Source organism: Paenibacillus polysaccharolyticus, assembly GCF_023714295.1.
GTDB lineage: Bacteria > Bacillota > Bacilli > Paenibacillales > Paenibacillaceae > Paenibacillus > Paenibacillus polysaccharolyticus_A.
This window is the reverse complement of sequence record NZ_JAMAUN010000004.1, coordinates 322,988-340,242: the sequence shown is the minus strand read 5'-3', so window position 1 is coordinate 340,242 and position 17,255 is coordinate 322,988. Positions and strand designations below refer to the sequence as shown.

15 protein-coding genes are annotated in these 17,255 nt (G+C 46.5%); 9 read left to right on the top strand and 6 right to left on the bottom strand.

Features of this window, described 5'->3' with window-relative positions:
- Nucleotides 1-77 precede the first annotated feature (77 nt).
- Nucleotides 78-1,967, top strand: coding sequence for a cache domain-containing sensor histidine kinase (locus M3629_RS14195; protein ID WP_251507381.1), 1,890 nt, complete (start codon nt 78-80; stop codon nt 1,965-1,967).
- Nucleotides 1,968-1,977: 10 nt separating this feature from the next.
- Nucleotides 1,978-2,787 (top strand): response regulator transcription factor, encoded by an 810-nt coding sequence (locus M3629_RS14190; protein ID WP_251507379.1) that lies wholly within the window; start codon nt 1,978-1,980, stop codon nt 2,785-2,787.
- A gap of 5 nt (nt 2,788-2,792) precedes the next feature.
- Here the strand turns inward: M3629_RS14190 and M3629_RS14185 are convergent, their stop codons facing one another.
- The 4 genes from M3629_RS14185 to nirB all read right to left on the bottom strand — a co-directional run bounded on the left by M3629_RS14185 (nt 2,793) and on the right by nirB (nt 7,331).
- Entirely contained in the window at nt 2,793-3,422 is a 630-nt protein-coding gene (locus tag M3629_RS14185; RefSeq protein WP_251507377.1) for a YfbR-like 5'-deoxynucleotidase, read from the bottom strand.
- A 246-nt stretch (nt 3,423-3,668) separates the two neighbouring features.
- A complete protein-coding gene (locus M3629_RS14180) occupies nt 3,669-4,451 on the bottom strand; it encodes a formate/nitrite transporter family protein (protein ID WP_145332246.1) in 783 nt (260 codons plus the stop codon).
- A 60-nt stretch (nt 4,452-4,511) separates the two neighbouring features.
- A complete protein-coding gene (gene nirD / locus M3629_RS14175) occupies nt 4,512-4,838 on the bottom strand; it encodes a nitrite reductase small subunit NirD (RefSeq protein WP_154887965.1) in 327 nt (108 codons plus the stop codon).
- 63 nt (nt 4,839-4,901) lie between these two features.
- Nucleotides 4,902-7,331: a nitrite reductase large subunit NirB gene (nirB, locus tag M3629_RS14170; protein ID WP_251507375.1), complete on the bottom strand. Its 2,430-nt coding sequence runs from the start codon at nt 7,329-7,331 to the stop codon at nt 4,902-4,904.
- Nucleotides 7,332-7,604: 273 nt separating this feature from the next.
- Here nirB and M3629_RS14165 point away from each other — a divergent pair, with 273 nt between their 5' ends.
- Complete coding sequence (locus M3629_RS14165) at nt 7,605-8,312, top strand: metal-dependent hydrolase (RefSeq protein ID WP_251507373.1); 708 nt, start codon at nt 7,605-7,607, stop codon at nt 8,310-8,312.
- Between the two features lie 279 nt (nt 8,313-8,591).
- Here M3629_RS14165 and M3629_RS14160 read toward each other — a convergent pair whose 3' ends face one another.
- Both M3629_RS14160 and M3629_RS14155 read right to left on the bottom strand, forming a co-directional pair.
- Nucleotides 8,592-8,921, bottom strand: coding sequence for a hypothetical protein (locus tag M3629_RS14160; protein WP_251507372.1), 330 nt, complete (start codon nt 8,919-8,921; stop codon nt 8,592-8,594).
- 177 nt (nt 8,922-9,098) lie between these two features.
- On the bottom strand, nt 9,099-10,172 hold the full coding sequence (locus tag M3629_RS14155; RefSeq protein WP_251507370.1) for a M42 family metallopeptidase: 1,074 nt from the start codon (nt 10,170-10,172) through the stop codon (nt 9,099-9,101).
- A gap of 649 nt (nt 10,173-10,821) precedes the next feature.
- Here M3629_RS14155 and spoVAC point away from each other — a divergent pair.
- The 6 genes from spoVAC to M3629_RS14125 all read left to right on the top strand — a co-directional run bounded on the left by spoVAC (nt 10,822) and on the right by M3629_RS14125 (nt 17,255).
- Nucleotides 10,822-11,274, top strand: a complete 453-nt coding sequence (gene spoVAC / locus M3629_RS14150; RefSeq protein WP_251507459.1) for a stage V sporulation protein AC — start codon at nt 10,822-10,824, stop codon at nt 11,272-11,274.
- Nucleotides 11,271-12,287, top strand: coding sequence for a stage V sporulation protein AD (gene spoVAD / locus M3629_RS14145; RefSeq protein WP_251507368.1), 1,017 nt, complete (start codon nt 11,271-11,273; stop codon nt 12,285-12,287). Before spoVAC ends, spoVAD begins: the two co-directional genes overlap by 4 nt.
- Before the next feature lie 5 nt (nt 12,288-12,292).
- On the top strand, nt 12,293-12,643 hold the full coding sequence (gene spoVAE, locus M3629_RS14140; protein ID WP_090914950.1) for a stage V sporulation protein AE: 351 nt from the start codon (nt 12,293-12,295) through the stop codon (nt 12,641-12,643).
- Between the two features lie 194 nt (nt 12,644-12,837).
- Nucleotides 12,838-13,794: an AAA family ATPase gene (locus M3629_RS14135; protein WP_090914948.1), complete on the top strand. Its 957-nt coding sequence runs from the start codon at nt 12,838-12,840 to the stop codon at nt 13,792-13,794.
- A gap of 3 nt (nt 13,795-13,797) precedes the next feature.
- Nucleotides 13,798-15,045 carry a DUF58 domain-containing protein gene (locus tag M3629_RS14130; protein WP_435368227.1) on the top strand — a complete coding sequence of 416 codons (1,248 nt, stop codon included), beginning with the start codon at nt 13,798-13,800 and terminating at the stop codon, nt 15,043-15,045.
- The gene (locus tag M3629_RS14125; protein ID WP_251507365.1) at nt 15,042-17,255 is read left to right on the top strand and encodes a DUF4129 domain-containing transglutaminase family protein; all 2,214 of its coding nucleotides are present in this window, start codon (nt 15,042-15,044) and stop codon (nt 17,253-17,255) included. The genes M3629_RS14130 and M3629_RS14125 overlap by 4 nt, the downstream gene beginning before the upstream one ends.

The window sequence follows — 17,255 nt, the reverse complement described above, 5'->3', positions numbered from 1 at the left end:
TAGACAAAAGCGTTCTTCGAGGTGGACATTTTCGAAGTCATCGAAGATACGCAGATGTTGATAATGAAGACGGGGGTATGGAATTGCGGTATCGATTCAGAACATTACAACAGAGTTTGTTTGCGTATTATTCAGCGGTATTTATTACGTTTTCCCTTATTGTGGCTGGCCTGTTATATGTGTATCTCACCAGTGATATTCGTCATCGAAGTGAAGAGCAGCAAAAACAATTGGGGTTGTCCATTGTTAGTCATCTGGATCAGGAAGTTGTGAAAATGAACAATTTCTCCATGAACATCGTATATTCCAATCTGGTCAAGGAGCATTTCAGTCATTACTTGGCTCCGGCAGAGGGGTTTGAACGAACGATGACAAGTGACCCCTCGCTGTATAAGGACACGACTACACTCATTGATGTCATTATGGCGATTATTAGCAGCTCCAATACGGCCAAACAGGCTAACATTTACGATGTGAATGGAAAGATGCTGGGGGCGGGAGTATTCAACGGACAGCTTCCGGTAGATCTGAAGCAGCGCCCCTGGTATAAGGAAACCTGGGAACGGAGCGGCTGGCGTGTCATTCGTCTGTTACAAGGTGGCGCATTGCCCATGCCCACCGGGGAAGGGAGAACGGATCAACCTTATATCTCGCTTACACGGGTTTACAAGGATGGCAATTACGTCAGTCAGGGTGTCGTTGAAATTTTGCAGCTTGCCGAAGACCTATTCCAGTATTTGCACGAACTGCAAGCAGGTAATAAGGAACTTCGAGTTTATGTGCTGGATGAGCAGGATACCTTGTTGTACCCGCTTCCTTCAGCCACGATAGATGCTGATTCCTCTTCAGCTGGCTATTCGGAAGATATGAAACTGATTCAACATCGTACATCTCCGCCTGAAACGATGCAGGAAGTCACCCATTCGCCTACGGGGTCAAGGCAGATGATGACGTATATGACATCGCAGGAAACCGGATGGACTGTTGTTGTCATGCAGTCCAAGCAGTCCCTTTTCGCCAATCTGAACCGGATGGCATTGTTCTTTGCAGGTGCTACGCTAGCTACCCTGTTGATTATTTTGATGTTTTCGTATCTGATCTCGAAAAGGGTTACTTTGCCGCTTCATCGGTTGCAGCGCATTATCCAGAAAACAGGTGAAAACGACCTGATGTCAGGTCAGGAGGCTGGTCAGTTGTTATTCAAGCTGGACCATCCTGCGTCCATCCGGGAATTGGCAGAGCTGAATGATACCTTCATCCGGTTGAATCAGCAGCTTGTGCAGTCTTTTCAGGACCAGATGGCCATCAAATCCCGGGAAACAGAGGCGAGGTTGCTGGCATTGCAGTCGCAGATGAACCCGCATTTTCTATACAACAACATTACCAATATAAGCATCATGGCGGAGGAGGGCATGAATAAACAGATCGTGGTGTTCTGCGATCATATCGCTTCTATGCTTCGTTATATCTCTACTTCTGGCAAAAACGGCGTCCCGTTATCTCACGAACTTGAGTATTGTGAACGGTATCTTGAATGTATGAAAATTCGCTTTGAGGATGATTTGCACTACGAGTTCTCGATCCCTGATGAGATGAAAAATATCCGGGTTCCGATGCTGATCATTCAGCCTTTGCTCGAAAATACGATGAAATACGGTTTGAGTGATACACTGCCATGGAAATTGCATATCACAGGTGAATTGCATATCGATCAGGAGAGCTGGCAGATTCACGTTGAAGATAATGGCCCAGGCATGGAGCCTGAAACGCTCGCACAACTTGTGCATTATATCGATGAATCTCAGGAATGGGATCAAATGCCTCAGCTTGAGATTAACGGGATGGGACTCAAAAATATCTGGGCTCGCTTGAAGTTATGGTATGGTCCGGCAGCCAGGATGTGTATCGAAAATAAATCTACCGGCGGTGTCAGCATTCGTATAAGAGGTTCCATTCGAAAGGAGTAGGGTTGAACGTATGAATATGATGATGAAATACAGAACCATAATTGTAGAGGATGAGGCTTTAATTCGTCGTAATGTGTCACGAAAGTTCAAAGAGCTGAATACACGGTTTGAAGTCATCGGGGAGGCGAGAAATGGTCAGGAGGCGTTGCAACTTATCGAACAGAGTGTACCTGATCTGGTCATTACCGACATTCAGATGCCCGTGATGAACGGGCTTGAACTAGCGAAATATCTTTATTTTGCTTACCCGCATGTTAAAATTGTTATCCTTAGCGGGTATCATGAGTTCGAATATGCACGGCAGGCGATCCATTATAAAGTCGAAGATTATTTACTTAAACCGTTGTCGGAAGAACAGCTTCGTGCGCTGCTGGATGCGATGGAGCTGAAGCTGGGAAGCGCTGTGGATTCACTGTCACATGTAAGTGTCGTGCTGGAGGATCAGGTGAAAACGGAAGATATTGCAGCGTCGGTCAAGCTCTATCTCAAACAAAACTACATGCATGAGATTACATTGCAGGATATGGCAGCACAGATGCATTTCAGCGTAGACTATCTGGGGAAATGTTTTAAAAAGGTAACAGGGGAGACACCATTGAAATACCTGACGGGTCTGAGACTAAACGAGGCAAAACGTCTGCTTGCAGCGTATGAGCATATGGATATCAAGACCATTGGCGGAGCGGTAGGGTATGCGGATTCACATTATTTTAGCAGGATTTTCAAAAACAAAACGGGCTTGTATCCGAGCGAGTATCGGCAACAGTGGCAGGAACAAAAAAAAGCTCTGTCCATGGATCAAGACAATCCGGAGGGCTGAGCTGATTATTGGGATAATGCTTCTTCCGTAATTTTGCGGATATCAAACGGGGAACGATTACCTTCTTCAATGATGTCAGGCAGAATGTGATTGAGGAAATAACGAACACAGTGGAGGTCTATATTTTTGATCTTGATCAATGCGTAGCGGTACATGACAATGAATTCTTTTTCCGTATTGCCGCGTTGTAGCTCCGCAAATGCTTCATACACTTGATCCATTTTATCAGCTACTTCAAGGATAAGCCCTTCAACGGAGTTGTCTTTACCTTCGCGCAGTTGTCTGCGGAAAATATCTTGAAACTCAGATGGGATATTCTCATTAATAAAATGGGATACCATGCCTTCTTCCACCTGTTGCAGCATGGAACGAAGCTCCAGCGAGTAGTGTTTGACCGGTGTTTTGATATCACCAATGAAAATTTCGCCATAATCATGGCTACTGGTGATCTCGTATAGCTTCTTCCAATCGATACTTACACCTTGCTGTTCTTCGATATCGGCGAGTGTTTTGGCGTATTGCACGACTTTCCAGGAGTGGGCGGATACACAATGTTCTTCGAATTTGAATTTGCCAGGGGTACGAATGATACGTTCAAGATCGTTCAGTGATCGGAAGTACGTATGGATTCCCATAAATGTGATCATCCTTTGCTAGTTTGGGTGGTCGATACACCGACTATACTGTGGTTATGTTAACCGAAGATTAACGATCTATACACCCTATGTAAATTTGTAAAAGGAAGATCAAAAAGCCATGGGGGATGCTGAATCAGATTCAGTATCTCACATGGCTTTGAGTATATGTGAAAGTAAGGATATCTTGTATTCATGAAACTATTAATAGTAATACTATCAGGAACATAGTCTGCAGGAGGTGTATTATGCTTTTTTGCGTACCGGTGAAGTGTACCAGTAGGCCATACCAACAAACAGGGCGCCACCGATGATGTTACCAAGTGTGACCGGAATCATATTGTGGAACCAACCAGCCAGCGAGATCGTATCCGGGTGGTTAGGCAACAGCCACGCCAGGGACAGGAGGGTCATGTTGGCTACACTGTGCTCATAACCGCTTGCGATAAAGGCATACAGACACCACCAGATGAGAACCAGTTTGGCGATATCTTCTTTGGAGCGGGCAGACATCCAGATGGCCAGACATACGAGCCAGTTACAGAGAATGCCGCGGAAGAAAAGCTCAGTTACTGGAGCACTCATTTTTTTGGCAGAAACAACGAACAGAAGATGCTCCGGGGTGGCTGCTTTGAACAGACCACTCCCTACAATCAGCAGGCTGAGCAGGACGGCACCGATCAAGTTGCCGAGAAAAACAAGTCCCCAGTTTTTTAGCGTATCATTCACTGTGGTTCGTCCGGCGAGTGTGCTCATCGTAAAAAACATGTTGTTCCCTGTGAACAGTTCTGACCCGGCAAAGATTACCAGCGTCAGGGCGAGTCCGAAGGACATGCCCATCAGCATCGTTTGCAGTGGTGAGTGTGCGGCAAGCAGCGGAGCCCCGATACTAAAAATCAGGATAATGCCGAGCCCCACATATGCGCCTGCCATTAAGGCAGCGACCATGTAACGTGGCAAACTTGCATTCATCTGGTCTCTCTTTTTGACGGCAGCTTCAATAATTCCTTCAACACTTGGTGTATACATCACGGTTTCCCCCATTAGTCAACATCAATCGCAATCCCCTTTGTTACGGTAGAGCAGAGGTTATACAGCAATCCAGACCTGGTCATTCTCTACCTTGACCGGATACATCTGCACTTGACCGTTGTCTGGTGCTTGCACCTGACCTGTTGTCAAATCAATTTTCCAGTCGTACAGCGGATCATAGAGATAGTGTCCAGAGACTATGCCTTCCGCCAGCGGCCCACCCTTAGGGTGGGGGTTGTGGTTGTCAGCAGCAAAGATGGTGCCATCCGAAGCACGGAATACCGCAAGCTGCAGATCTTCGATCTCGACAACTCTGCCAATGCGTGGCAGGAATTCATCTATAGCTCCAGCCGGGAAATACGTGCCTGTTTGTTTGGTTGTCATCGTAAACCACTCCTTTTGTATCAATTTGTTTCTCTACTTGAATCTCATATAATCTACTTTGGTTTACGGGCGAGCCGTAACTTCAATGCTATGGAACATTTTGCTTTGGCCTTCTTCATCACGAATCGCTTTTTGCCATGGTTCTTCTACCTGTGCAAGGGCAAACTCGATCCGTTCCATCAACGCTTTACGTTCCTCAACGTTATCCACAACAACCGAGCGGATGTGCTCCAGACCCATGCGTTCTACCCATTCCGAAGTACGCTCCAGATAGTTACCTGTCTCGCGGTAATACTGCATGATAGCTCCGCACAATTCGATCAGTTCATCATCGGTTTTGACTTTGCACAGCGAGTCAGCGAGCCTTGCTTTGATCCCGCCGTTACCACCGATGAAGATTTCCCAGCCGCCATCATTGCCGACGATCCCGATATCCTTCGTGCATGCCTCTGCACAGTTCCGTGGACAGCCGTTCACGGCATATTTGAATTTGGCTGGCAGATCGAGACGTTCAAATTTACGTTCGATTCTCGCACCCATGGCCATCGAATCCTGTGTACCGAAGCGGCAGAATTGGGAGCCAACACATGTCTTAACCGTACGAAGCGATTTCGCGTAAGCGTAACCCGAAGGCATATCCAGCTCAGCCCACACTTTAGTCAAATCTTCTTTTTTGACGCCGATGAGATCAAGACGCTGACCGCCTGTCACTTTAACCGCTTTGATATCATATTTAACCGAAACGTCAGCGATCTTTTTCAGATCGGCTGGTGTCGTTACCCCGCCGTACATCCGAGGTACAACGGTGTATGTTCCGTCTTTTTGAATGTTGGCGTTCATACGTTCGTTAACAAACCGGGATTCTTTTTCATCTTCGTGTGTGTCCGGATAGATCATGCCCAGATAGTAGTTGATGGCCGGACGACATTTCGAGCAACCCTCAGGCTGGCTCCAACCAAGTACATTCATGACTTCCTTGCTCGTTTGCAAGCCTTTTTCCCGGATTTCAGCTACAATCTCATCCCGTCCGAGAGTTGTACAGCTGCAGATTCCCTGTTTGCCACCAGCAGTGAAATTATCTCCAAGCACGTATTGTAAAATCTGTTCAACCACTGGTTTGCATCCTCCGCAAGAGCGGGTTGCACCTGTACAGGCTTTAATCTCGTCAACTGTAGTTAGACCCTGATTGGTGATGACATCCACGATGGCGCCTTTGGTTACGCCGTTACATCCACATACGATTTCATCCACCGGCATCGTTTCAACAGAAGTTGTTTTTTTATGACCGCCGCAACCTGTACCCATAAGGGAACTGTACAATTCATCTGTCATTTCCGTCTGGTTTTTGATCAGTTTCTGCAGTTCAGCGGAATCCGTAATGTCACCAAAGAGTACAGCACCCACCATTTTGTTGTCACGAAGCAGGATTTTTTTGTACGTTCGTTTCCAGTCGTCTTTTTGCGAAATTACGTTATGTTGCGGGCTATCAATGAATTCGCCAGTAGAGAAGACGTCTACACCCGAAATTTTCAATTTGGTGGATACAACCGAGCCTTCATACGGAGCTGTTTCGACTCCGCAAATATGTTTCGCAAGAATCATTCCTTGTTCAAACAGTGGCGCCACAAGTCCGTAACACACACCGCGATGTTCATTACATTCTCCGACAGAGTAAACGTCTTTCAGTGAAGTCTGCATGTAGTCATCCACGATGATACCTCGGTTGACTTCGATCCCACTCTCCCGAGCTACCGCTATATTCGGTTTAATACCAACCGCCATGACCACAAAATCAACATTCAGCACAGATTCGTCGGCAAAACGTATACCTTCAACCCGTTCACCACCCAGTAGTTCGGAAGTTTGAGCGCCCATTTTGAACTTGATTCCCTGACGTTCCAGTTCAGCTTTCAACATGGCAGAAGCCTGAGGATCGAGCTGGCGTTCCATCAGATCATCCATAAGATGCACAACAGTAACGTCCATACCGAGTTGCACAAGTCCTTTGGCAGCTTCCAGGCCTAGCAGTCCGCCCCCGATGACAGCTGCTTTTTTGTATGCTTTTGCAGCTTCCAGCATGATATTGCAATCGGCGATATCGCGGAAACCAACGACACCCTGCTTGTCATGTCCGGGTACAGGGAGGATGAAAGAATTTGACCCTGTTGCAATGATAATTTTGTCATACGGAGCACGGTATCCATCTTCGGTTACTACTTCACGAGTCTCGGCATCAATGCGGGCAACCGTGGTTCCTGTGTGAAGCGTAATGCCGTAGTCCTCGTACCAGTGGAGATCATTAAGGACAATGTCATCCAGCGTTTTACTACCTTCAAGTACGTAGGACAACATAATCCGATTGTAGTTAGGATAAGGTTCTGTACCAAAAACCGTAATATCAAAGCGTGAAGTTAATTTTAGAATTTGTTCCACCGTGCTGATTCCGGCCATACCATTACCGATGACGACTAATTTTTCTTTATTTCCGTTCATGTGTGTAGCCCTCCCTTGGATAAACCTGTACATTTACCAACATTTTTAATGGCTTATATTTGAATTATACATCGGCTAACTCAATCATAATGTGATTTATTTCACTAATTACGATAGATCATTCATATTAAAATAAGTGTGATGACCGTCACGAAAACAAAAATATTTTTTAGAAATGAGAAATACGAACTATTGTTCTTATTTTTGGTTCGAGGTATGATCATAGTGGGGTCGGTTACGTTCCCTATTTTCTCGAAAGGACGTTTTTGCATCATGATGGGAAGATCCCACCTGATTATCGGTACAGGCGTTTCACTTTCAGTGTTGCAACTCCTTGGCATGCAGGTTACTGCTCCGGCTGTAACCGTTGCACTAATAGGCTCGTTGTTGCCAGATATTGATGAGCCTAATTCATTGCTGGTATCGAAAGCATTGCCGAGCAGTTTGATTCGACTGTTGCAGACGATTCTTTTGCCTGCGGCTGTGTTTGTGTATTTTTACGTTCCGGCCAAACCGTGGAATCTGCTACTTGCTGTATTCATTGGGCTTGTGTCGTTCCTGCCTTCGCGATCACTGCGTAAAGTATTAATGTTTGCCATTGGATTGGGCTTGGTCTTTTATGGTCATGCTTTTGCTCCGTGGAATCTGATTGCAGGCAGCCTGCTTATGTTGTGTACGACACTTACACACAGGGGATTGACGCATACCTTGTACGGGACAGCTGTTTGGACAAGTCTACTGTATAGTACGACGCAGCAGCAAGGCCCAGAAATTTGGGTCGCTGGAGGATCCGCTTATGCACTTCATCTGCTTGCCGATTCCTTGACGAATCGGGGGATTCGTCCATTGCCGCCATTAAAGCTGCGTATTCGGGCTAATCTGATGAGTACGGGAACCAAACATGGAGCTGTTGTAGAAAATGTCTGCGTGATCCTGACACTGATTTTGGCTTGGTTTGCATTCTCGCCTTTATTTCTGTAGTACAACCACAAACGCCAGCCCGTTTATTATGGACTGGCGTTCTGAAATCAAGAGCATAGCTTTAATAGTCGCGCTAAGCCTCTACTGCCTCGGAATGGCTGTTGTTTGGTTACATATCGAGAAATAAGTAAATTAGACTTTAGTAGGTGTACCGCTAAGTGTATCGATATCTGTAGAACCAAATGCTAATAAAACAATAAGAATTAGTACAATTAGCATTTCGGCAAAACCGACTCCGTCAAACTCAGACATCACAGCACCTCTTTTCCTGCTTGGCATTTAGGAATTTATACGCTGTTGAAAAGCCTGGATCACATCGTTCAGGGTCATATCTCGGCCCGTTTCATCTAGAAATTGTACGAGTTTATCTGAATTAGAAGGTTCAACCTTTTGCAGTGTTTTATACTGGCCCACTAATTCTACAACTAATGTGGCTTCTCTAAACAGCGTGACCGCATCTACTCTTAATTTCCCGCTAACCAATAACGCGGCAACAATCAGTTCAAGTTTTTTACCTTTGAGATTGCCACTCAGAAGGCTATTTGCGGCATTTGCGGCATTTGATTTTCTGGAACCTTTATTTGATTTTCCGTTCCTGCCCATTGCCATACAAAGTCCCCCGCTGATCAATTGTTTAATATCCTATGTATCTGTTACTCCATATGTTCGAAAGAATTAATCGCATGACGGATCAACGAAAAAAGAAAAAGAAAAGAGATACTCTCGAAATTCATTCGATAAGTATCCCTTTGTTCTTTGACTCAACATTTTTGAGTTATCTTTTTATTAGGCGTTATTAATAATGGTTTCCATCGTTGTACGATCGAGACCTTTCACAAGCTTCACAATTAATTCTTTAGCCGCATCATAATCATCGGTATGAATAATGGAAGAAGAGGTGTGAATATATCGGCCGCAGATACCAATTACGGTAGAAGGTACACCGGTACCACTCAAATGAACCTGACCTGCGTCCGTACCGCCCGGCGAGATGAAGTATTGTGTCTTAATCTTATTGGAAGCGGCAGTGTCCTTAACATACTCCACCATTCCACGATGCGTGAACATTCCTGGGTCAAAGATGCGAAGCAATGCACCTTGGCCGATATGACCAAAGGACTGTTTGTCACCCGTCATGTCATTAGCCGCACTACAGTCCAGAGCAAAGAAAATGTCCGGTTGAATGAGATTGGCTGCTGTACGTGCTCCGCGTAGTCCCAATTCCTCCTGAACCGTCGCACCGGAATAGAGGATATTCGGTAACTTCTCTTTATGCAGTTCTTCCATCAGTTCAAGAGCTAGACCGACACCGTAACGGTTATCCCAGGCTTTAGCCATAATTTTCTTAGGGTTTGCCATCGGTGTGAATTCACAGATCGGTACGATCTGCATTCCCGGATGAATCCCCCATGATTCTGCTTCCGCACGATCATCTGCGCCAATATCCAGATACATCGAGTTCAAGTCTACTGGCTTGCTGCGCTGTGATTCATCCAGCAAGTGGGTAGGCGTAGATCCGACCACACCAGTAATGCGGCGCTCAGGAGTAATGATCTGAAGGCGCTGTGACAGTACAGCCTGACTCCACCACCCACCTAATGGACGGAATTTGATCATACCTGTCTCCGTAATGCCAGTTGTCATAAAACCAACTTCATCAAAATGTCCGGCCACCATGACTTTTGGGCCAGATTCATCTCCGCGAAGAACACCAAAGAGACTTCCCAAACGATCTTGTACAAATTCATCAGTATATGCGGACAGTTGCTCCTTCATCCAGCCGCGCAGTTCACGTTCGAAGCCGGAGGCGGAGGGGAATTCCGTTAACGTGCGAAACATGTCCAACGTTTTTTCATTCATGTGTTAACAACTCCTCTGTTGATATGTATATCAGGTCACAATAAAACGGTTGCTGTCCTGCTGTCCTTTTTTTCGTACAAAGGACTCGTTATTAACCACTGGTCACATTATAGTATGAACCTTGCACAAGTGAATGTCCATGTTTATGTTACGTTTTTAAGGCATGATTTTGCGTGTTTAGTCTGGATTTTCCGTTTTTCTGTCCGCTGTTGTCTCAATCTTAGAGTTGTCTTCATGCATATGATTATAAAAGGGAGCCATATTCTTTGTAATCAGGCTGTCCTGTTAAACGACGTTTTAAGCGTAGGAAGGAGCCGGGATACAAGATGAAGCCTCCTGAAGAAGGAAATGAGAAGGTGCTGTTCATTGTACTCTTTATTTTACTCGTCATCATTCTTCTTTATTTATAGACCAAACAGGTTGTGAACTACAACTAAGCGGCGTGATTTATATAACTTCCCCATCTCTTTCATTTTGGAAACATCTGCTGTTTCTCGCCGGATACATAACCTTCCCGATAATAACAAACAATGTATAGACGTGCTCCACAATCGCCATTCAGCTATAACTGCAAACCATTCACATAAAGGAGGTCCTGTGCTTGCCAGAACAATCTGCAACTGGAAAGAAGAAAACTTCATCGCTGTCGATGGATGAGAAGGAATATAAAAAAGTCGCCAAAAAACATGAACCTTCACGTCCGATTTTTAAAAATTGTATCAAAGCTTTTCTGGTGGGGGGAACCGTCTGTTTGATTGGACAAGCGATCCAGGAAGCGTTTATGGCTGGAATGGACATGACATCTAAGGAGGCCGCAAGTCCTACGGTGGCTGTCATGATTCTGATTTCGGTTATTCTGACATGTCTCGGTGTATACGACAAAATTGCGCAGTGGGCGGGAGCGGGTACGGGGGTGCCTGTCACAGGGTTTGCCAATTCCATGTGTTCGGCTGCCTTGGAGCATCGTGCTGAAGGCCTGGTGCTCGGTGTTGGAGCAAATATGTTCAAACTGGCGGGTTCTGTCATTGTTTTTGGGGTTGTAGCAGCATTTATTATTGGGATTGTGTATGCCTTTTTGGGTTTTGGAGGTGGACATCTATGAAAAGGCTGGGCCGCCAGACTTGGGAGTATGAACATCAGCCGCGAATTATAGGCAGAGCTACCGTTGTAGGCCCTGATGAAGGTAAGGGGCCGTTATCTTCTGATTTTGATTACGTATATGACAACTTAGAGATCGGTGAAAAAACATGGGAAAAAGCAGAGCGTAAACTGCTGGAACAGGCATCCCAGCTCGCATTGGTGAATGCCAATATTACCAAGGAAGAACTGCATTATTTTGTCGGCGGGGATCTGATGAACCAGATTATCAGCAGTTCATTTTCGGCAAGGCAGCTGGGTGCACCCTATCTTGGTGTATTCGGAGCCTGCTCAACCTCAATGGAAACGTTAGCGCTAGCTTCCATGATTGTCGATTCTGGTGCCGGGGATTACGTGCTTGCCGGAACAGTGAGTCATAACTGTACGGTGGAAAAACAGTTTCGATATCCGACGGAATATGGTTCCCAGAAACCGCCGTATGCACAGTACACCGTCACGGGTTCTGGCTGTGGTGTCGTTTCCCGCACAGGACAAGGCCCGTTTGTAGCGAAAGCCACGATTGGCCGGATTATGGATCTCGGCATCAAAGATCCTTTTAATATGGGTGCAGCAATGGCACCGGCAGCCGCAGATACCATTATTTCTCATTTTAGAGATACCGGGCTGGAGCCAGGATATTATGATCTTATCGTTACAGGCGATCTGGCTTCAGTAGGTTTGCCTATAACGAAGGAACTTTTGCATAAAGAAGGGATTCCGATGGAGCAGACTGTTTTTAACGATTGCGGACTCATGATCTATGATCGGGAAAATCAGCCTCAAGTCGTTGCTGGAGGAAGCGGCTGCGGATGTTCTGCTACAGTTACTTATGGTCACATCCTGAACCGGATGCAAAAAGGGGATCTGAAGCGTGTGCTTGTAGTTGCAACAGGAGCGCTCCTGTCTCCACTCTCATACCAGCAGGGTGAAAGTATTCCTTGTATAGCACATGCTGTCGCAATTGAACAGGAGGGGTAAGGGATATGCAATTTCTATGGGCTTTTATCGTAGGTGGTCTGATCTGTGTAATTGGACAGCTGTTGATGGATGGTGCGAAGCTAACACCCGCGCATACAATGAGTACACTGGTGGTGGCTGGCGCGGTAGCAGATGCCTTTGGTTTGTACGACCCTCTGGTGAAATTCGCTGGTGCAGGGGCATCGGTTCCGATTACAAGCTTTGGAAATTCTTTGGTGCACGGAGCTTTAACCGAACTGGAAAAAGAGGGATGGATTGGCGTAATCACCGGTATTTTTGACCTCACCGCGGCAGGGATATCGTCGGCGATTATCTTTTCTTTTCTCGCGGCACTGGTTGTTCGTCCAAAAGGTTAAATTTAAAATATATACTGTGATAAGCAAAGGCTTCGGATCTATATGATCCGTGGCTTTTTTTTGTCGTACCGATGCGGTAAATGCGGTGAAGCTGACGACTGGAAACAAATTGTGAGTTCCTTCGAGTGTACTCGTGACGTTGGATCATGTACAATAAAAGGAAATCTGTATGCTTTTTTAGGAGGTTAGACCACATGCCTGTGCGCAAAGAGTCGATCCAAATCATCTCTGCAGTTCGTTCAAATCTGGAATCCTGCATTATGGGGAAATCCTTTGAAATTCAACTTTTACTCACAGCTTTGCTAGCAGGTGGACACGTTCTGATTGAAGACGTACCGGGAACGGGCAAAACACAGCTGATCAAAGCACTATCGAAATCCATGCGCGGGGAATACCGGCGTATTCAATGTAATCCTGATATCCTGCCAAGTGATATTACAGGAGTTTCTGTTTTCCATCCGAAGGATGAGCGTTTTTATTTCCGACCGGGTCCGGTTATGACCAATATTTTGCTCGCAGACGAGATAAACCGTGCAACGACGAAAACGCAATCTGCATTGCTGGAGGTCATGGAAGAGCGCAGTGTGACCGTAGACGGTGACACGTATGATCTCCCGCATCCTTTTATGCTCTGTGCTACACAGAATCCGATTGACTTTGAGGGGACGTATACGTTACCCGAAGCACAACTCGACCGCTTTATGTTAAAAATCAGTCTCGGTTATCCCGACAAGGATATTGAAAAGACGTTGCTGAAGCAACATCAGTCGGGCCAACCGGTAGATCGGCTTGAATCCGTGACTCACATGGATCAGATCTCGGCTATCCAGCAAGAGATTAAAGAAGTGTTCATCGGAGATCCTGTGATGGACTATCTGCTGGATGTTGTTCGCCACACGCGCACACACCCTTCTGTTTTATTAGGAGCTAGCCCAAGGGCTGCGATTTCCTTCATGATGGCCGTAAAAGCTTTTGCCTTCTTGCAAGAAAGAGACTACGTGTTACCGGATGATGTGAAAACGATGGCTCCGTATGTCATCTCTCATCGTATTGTACTTCGTCCCGAATCCAGATTGGACAGCATGAGCTCAGAGGCCGTTCTGAACGCTGTATTACAGCAGGTTCGTGTGCCTGTATCGATGGGACAATAGTTGATGAGACCGCTTTTGACTACAGTCCATCGAGGCTTACGCCACCCTCGCGTATGGGGCATCGCCGTGGTGTGGATGTGCTGCCTTGCGTACGTTTTATTTCAAGGAGGAAAGACCTCACTTATGCTTTTGTCCATGGTGACGCTACTTTGCCTGTATCTTGCGATTGCTGGATTCAGCGGTGTGAAACGGGCTCAGGGCGTACGGAGGCTGTCTTCCGGACTAGATCATGAAGAACTGCTTCATGCCGGTGATCAGGTCCAGGTGAAGCTTAGTTTGACCATCCCGGGGTTTCTCCCGCTGCCATATGTTGTTGTTCGTGAGATGCTGCACCGACACAATGGAGAATCGTGGTCGTTTAAGGAAAGTCTGATTCCGAGTATGCGGGGGGGTGGAGAACTGTCCTTCCAAACACCTCCGCTTGAGCGCGGAAAATATGTTTTTTCCGAAACGGAATGTGCTAGCGAAGATATTTTTGGACTGATCGAACATCGTGGAACATTCAAGGCCAGTGGAGAATTCCGTGTTTTGCCTCGTACGGTATTTATTCCTTATTGGCAACTGTATGATCGCAAGTCGCGCTTATCAGGACCACAGACTGCCTTAACACGTTCTCGCAGGGAAACAACCCAGATCAACGGTGTGCGTGACTACGTTTATGGGGACCGTCTTTCTCGCATTCACTGGAATGCCACAGCCAAAACAGGCAACTGGAAATCTAAAGAATTTGAACATGAGTCTGTGCCTAAAACCATTCTTGTACTCGATGCGCTCGCCGGAAGTTATCCGCACGGTGAAGCATTCGAACTGGCCGTTTCTACTACAGCTTCTCTGCTAGACTATGGTAGTAGGGAACGCATGGGCATGGGGTTGTTAACCTTGGCTGATAAGTCATCCTTCATGCCTCCAAGTGAAAGTCTGATTGAACGGCAGAAGATGATGCATCATCTTGTGGATATCCAGGATAACGGCAAAGATGCTACCTTGTTGCCTGGAGTTGAGAAAATAGCGCGTCAGTTCCCACAGGGAGCTTATTTTGTTGTCGTTTCTCCACAAAAAGATGAAAAGATAATTGAGCTACTTCGTTGGGCAGATACACGTGGCATGACTCCATGTCACATTTTGATTGATTCCAATGAATCCCGCCAAAGTAAGGAATGGAACGCCATGTTGCGTGGCAGGGGCACGAGATCATTCACCGTTGCTCATCTGCAGGAGCTTCCAACGGTTATGGGGGGAGGTTCGGTATGAATGCCATAAAAAATGAAAGTTTGGGATTGAAAAGATCCTGGTATCATGCGGCATCGTTGCTCTGGATATTTCTCATTGCGCTGCAATGGATATCGTTCACCCAAGAGTCATGGTATACCGAGACGACTTCGCTGGTTCTGTGGACTCTGGCGGCTGTAAGTATTCTGGAGGTCATTCTTCCCTTTAGAATGCTGTATCGAACGATAATCAAGGCTGTTGTTCTCTTATATATTTTGCATAAAACGTTGATTGATTACATGGTTTACATCCCTTATGGAACGCTAACAGAGCGTGTGGAGCAATTTATCTTGCACATGCCTCCGTATGTCTGGTTTTCCTTGTGTGCATGGGTAATGTTGGAGGCTGCACTTCGCCTTGTAAACTCAACCCGCCGTATTCTGGTGTTTCTGGGAGTTAATATTATATCTCTAGGCATATTGGATTCCTTTACTCAAATTCCGCTCTGGGTTGAGATCGCTTGGGTAATGTTTGCAGGTATGGGGTGGCTCGTATGTCAGCACTTCCGTAATTATCAGCTGCAGTACCCGCAGGGCTGGAAACGAATGATTCGGTATCCTTATAAAATACTGGCGAATATTGCTATCATTTTCTCATTAATTATTGTTGCCAGTGTGAACATGCCGGAAATTCCGCCAACCTTGACCGATCCGTACACCGCTTGGCGGAATTACACGGGAACATCCGCAAATCAATCCGGGAATGGAGTACTGGATATTCCTACAGCGACGGAGTCAGGATACAGCCGCGAGGACAGTCAGCTTGGCGGAGGATTTAACTTTGATTACACCCCAGTCATGTCAATCACGACCAGTGACCGAAGCTACTGGCGAGGGGAAACACGTTCTGAATATACGGGTACGGGCTGGGATGAGCCTGGACGTGCTTCTATGGAGAATGTGTCAGCCAGTCAAACGCTGGAAAATGAAGAGGCTGGTAAAGTAAAAACGAAAAAAGTCACGCAGAAAGTAACGATGTTGAATGACACGGTATATCCCATTTTGTTTGGTGCGTATGCCATATCACAAGTGAGCTTGGTGAATGGTGAAGAAAGAGCGGATCGTATGCTTTGGAATACAGAGCGGGCGGAGTTGCACGTGGTCACATCGCGTCAGCAACCGCAATATCCCAAAAACTATACGGTTGTATCCGAAGTGCCGATTATCGTGGAAGACGAGCTTCGTACCAAATCAGCAGATGCTCTGTATACCGGCAATCCGGCAGAGGACAAGTATTTACAATTACCTTCCCGATTTCCTGATAGGGTAAAGGATCTCGCTGCCGAGGTTACTGCGTCTGCAAAAACACCGTATGAAAAAGTAGCATTACTGCAAGACTATTTACAACAAAACTTCAACTACACCAACAATCCGGATCTGTCCCGGAAAGTGAGCAATGATTTTGTTGAAGGTTTCTTGTTTGATATTCGTGAAGGGTATTGTGACTACTTTTCCACTGCGCTTGTGATGATGGCAAGGGCGGAAGGCATTCCAGCCCGATGGGTAAAGGGCTATGCACCTGGACAGATGTCGCTGAACTCGGACATGCAGGCTCCTCGTCAGCCAGGCGCCCCCATTGAAACGACTTACACAGTAACGAATGCAGATGCTCATTCGTGGGCGGAAGTGTATTTTGGTGAGTACGGATGGATTCCGGTTGAAGCAACACCGGGATTCGATATGCCGTTGCTGACCGAAGCACCGGAAGTTCAGCCGGCTGATCAACCGGAAGATCAACCAGAGGAAGAACCAGTCCAAGAAGAAGAGCAGACACCGGCTCCTGAACAGACTGCGGCTGCGATTCCAACCTTTGTGATCTGGATTGCAGTTGCAATTATCGTACTGTGGGTTGCTTATATGTTCTGGCGCAACCGCCTTTCGCTGCGATTCTTGTTACTTCGCCTGCGGACAGGCAGACCGCTGACCCCTGAACAGAAGGTGCTTGCTGAGACCGAACGCTGGATTCGGTATGCAAGAAGACGAGGCCTGACGCGAAGTGGGGACGAAACGCTTCGCGAGTCTGTAACTCGCTGGAGTCAGATTATCCCATCTGCTCAAGGCACTCTGGAAGAGTTGCTTATGAAATTTGAACAGACCCGCTACAGTCCGGCAACCGTAACCGCCGATGATTGGAAGGTTGTCTATCAGGCAGCTTTGAAGCTGCGGAAGGAACTGAAAGCGGAACGGGCATAG

What these genes read in the sequence shown, in the direction of transcription:
- spoVAD (WP_251507368.1), top strand. Translation starts at nt 11,271, where the DNA reads ATGAAAAGGCTGGGCCGCCAGACTTGGGAGTATGAACATCAGCCGCGA.
- nirB (WP_251507375.1), bottom strand. Translation starts at nt 7,331, where the DNA reads ATGAACGGAAATAAAGAAAAATTAGTCGTCATCGGTAATGGTATGGCC.
- M3629_RS14125 (WP_251507365.1), top strand. Translation starts at nt 15,042, where the DNA reads ATGAATGCCATAAAAAATGAAAGTTTGGGATTGAAAAGATCCTGGTAT.
- M3629_RS14180 (WP_145332246.1), bottom strand. Translation starts at nt 4,451, where the DNA reads ATGTATACACCAAGTGTTGAAGGAATTATTGAAGCTGCCGTCAAAAAG.
- M3629_RS14185 (WP_251507377.1), bottom strand. Translation starts at nt 3,422, where the DNA reads ATGGGAATCCATACGTACTTCCGATCACTGAACGATCTTGAACGTATC.
- spoVAC (WP_251507459.1), top strand. Translation starts at nt 10,822, where the DNA reads ATGGATGAGAAGGAATATAAAAAAGTCGCCAAAAAACATGAACCTTCA.
- M3629_RS14155 (WP_251507370.1), bottom strand. Translation starts at nt 10,172, where the DNA reads ATGAATGAAAAAACGTTGGACATGTTTCGCACGTTAACGGAATTCCCC.
- M3629_RS14195 (WP_251507381.1), top strand. Translation starts at nt 78, where the DNA reads ATGGAATTGCGGTATCGATTCAGAACATTACAACAGAGTTTGTTTGCG.
- nirD (WP_154887965.1), bottom strand. Translation starts at nt 4,838, where the DNA reads ATGACAACCAAACAAACAGGCACGTATTTCCCGGCTGGAGCTATAGAT.
- M3629_RS14190 (WP_251507379.1), top strand. Translation starts at nt 1,978, where the DNA reads ATGAATATGATGATGAAATACAGAACCATAATTGTAGAGGATGAGGCT.
- spoVAE (WP_090914950.1), top strand. Translation starts at nt 12,293, where the DNA reads ATGCAATTTCTATGGGCTTTTATCGTAGGTGGTCTGATCTGTGTAATT.
- M3629_RS14160 (WP_251507372.1), bottom strand. Translation starts at nt 8,921, where the DNA reads ATGGCAATGGGCAGGAACGGAAAATCAAATAAAGGTTCCAGAAAATCA.
- M3629_RS14165 (WP_251507373.1), top strand. Translation starts at nt 7,605, where the DNA reads ATGATGGGAAGATCCCACCTGATTATCGGTACAGGCGTTTCACTTTCA.
- M3629_RS14130 (WP_435368227.1), top strand. Translation starts at nt 13,798, where the DNA reads ATGAGACCGCTTTTGACTACAGTCCATCGAGGCTTACGCCACCCTCGC.
- M3629_RS14135 (WP_090914948.1), top strand. Translation starts at nt 12,838, where the DNA reads ATGCCTGTGCGCAAAGAGTCGATCCAAATCATCTCTGCAGTTCGTTCA.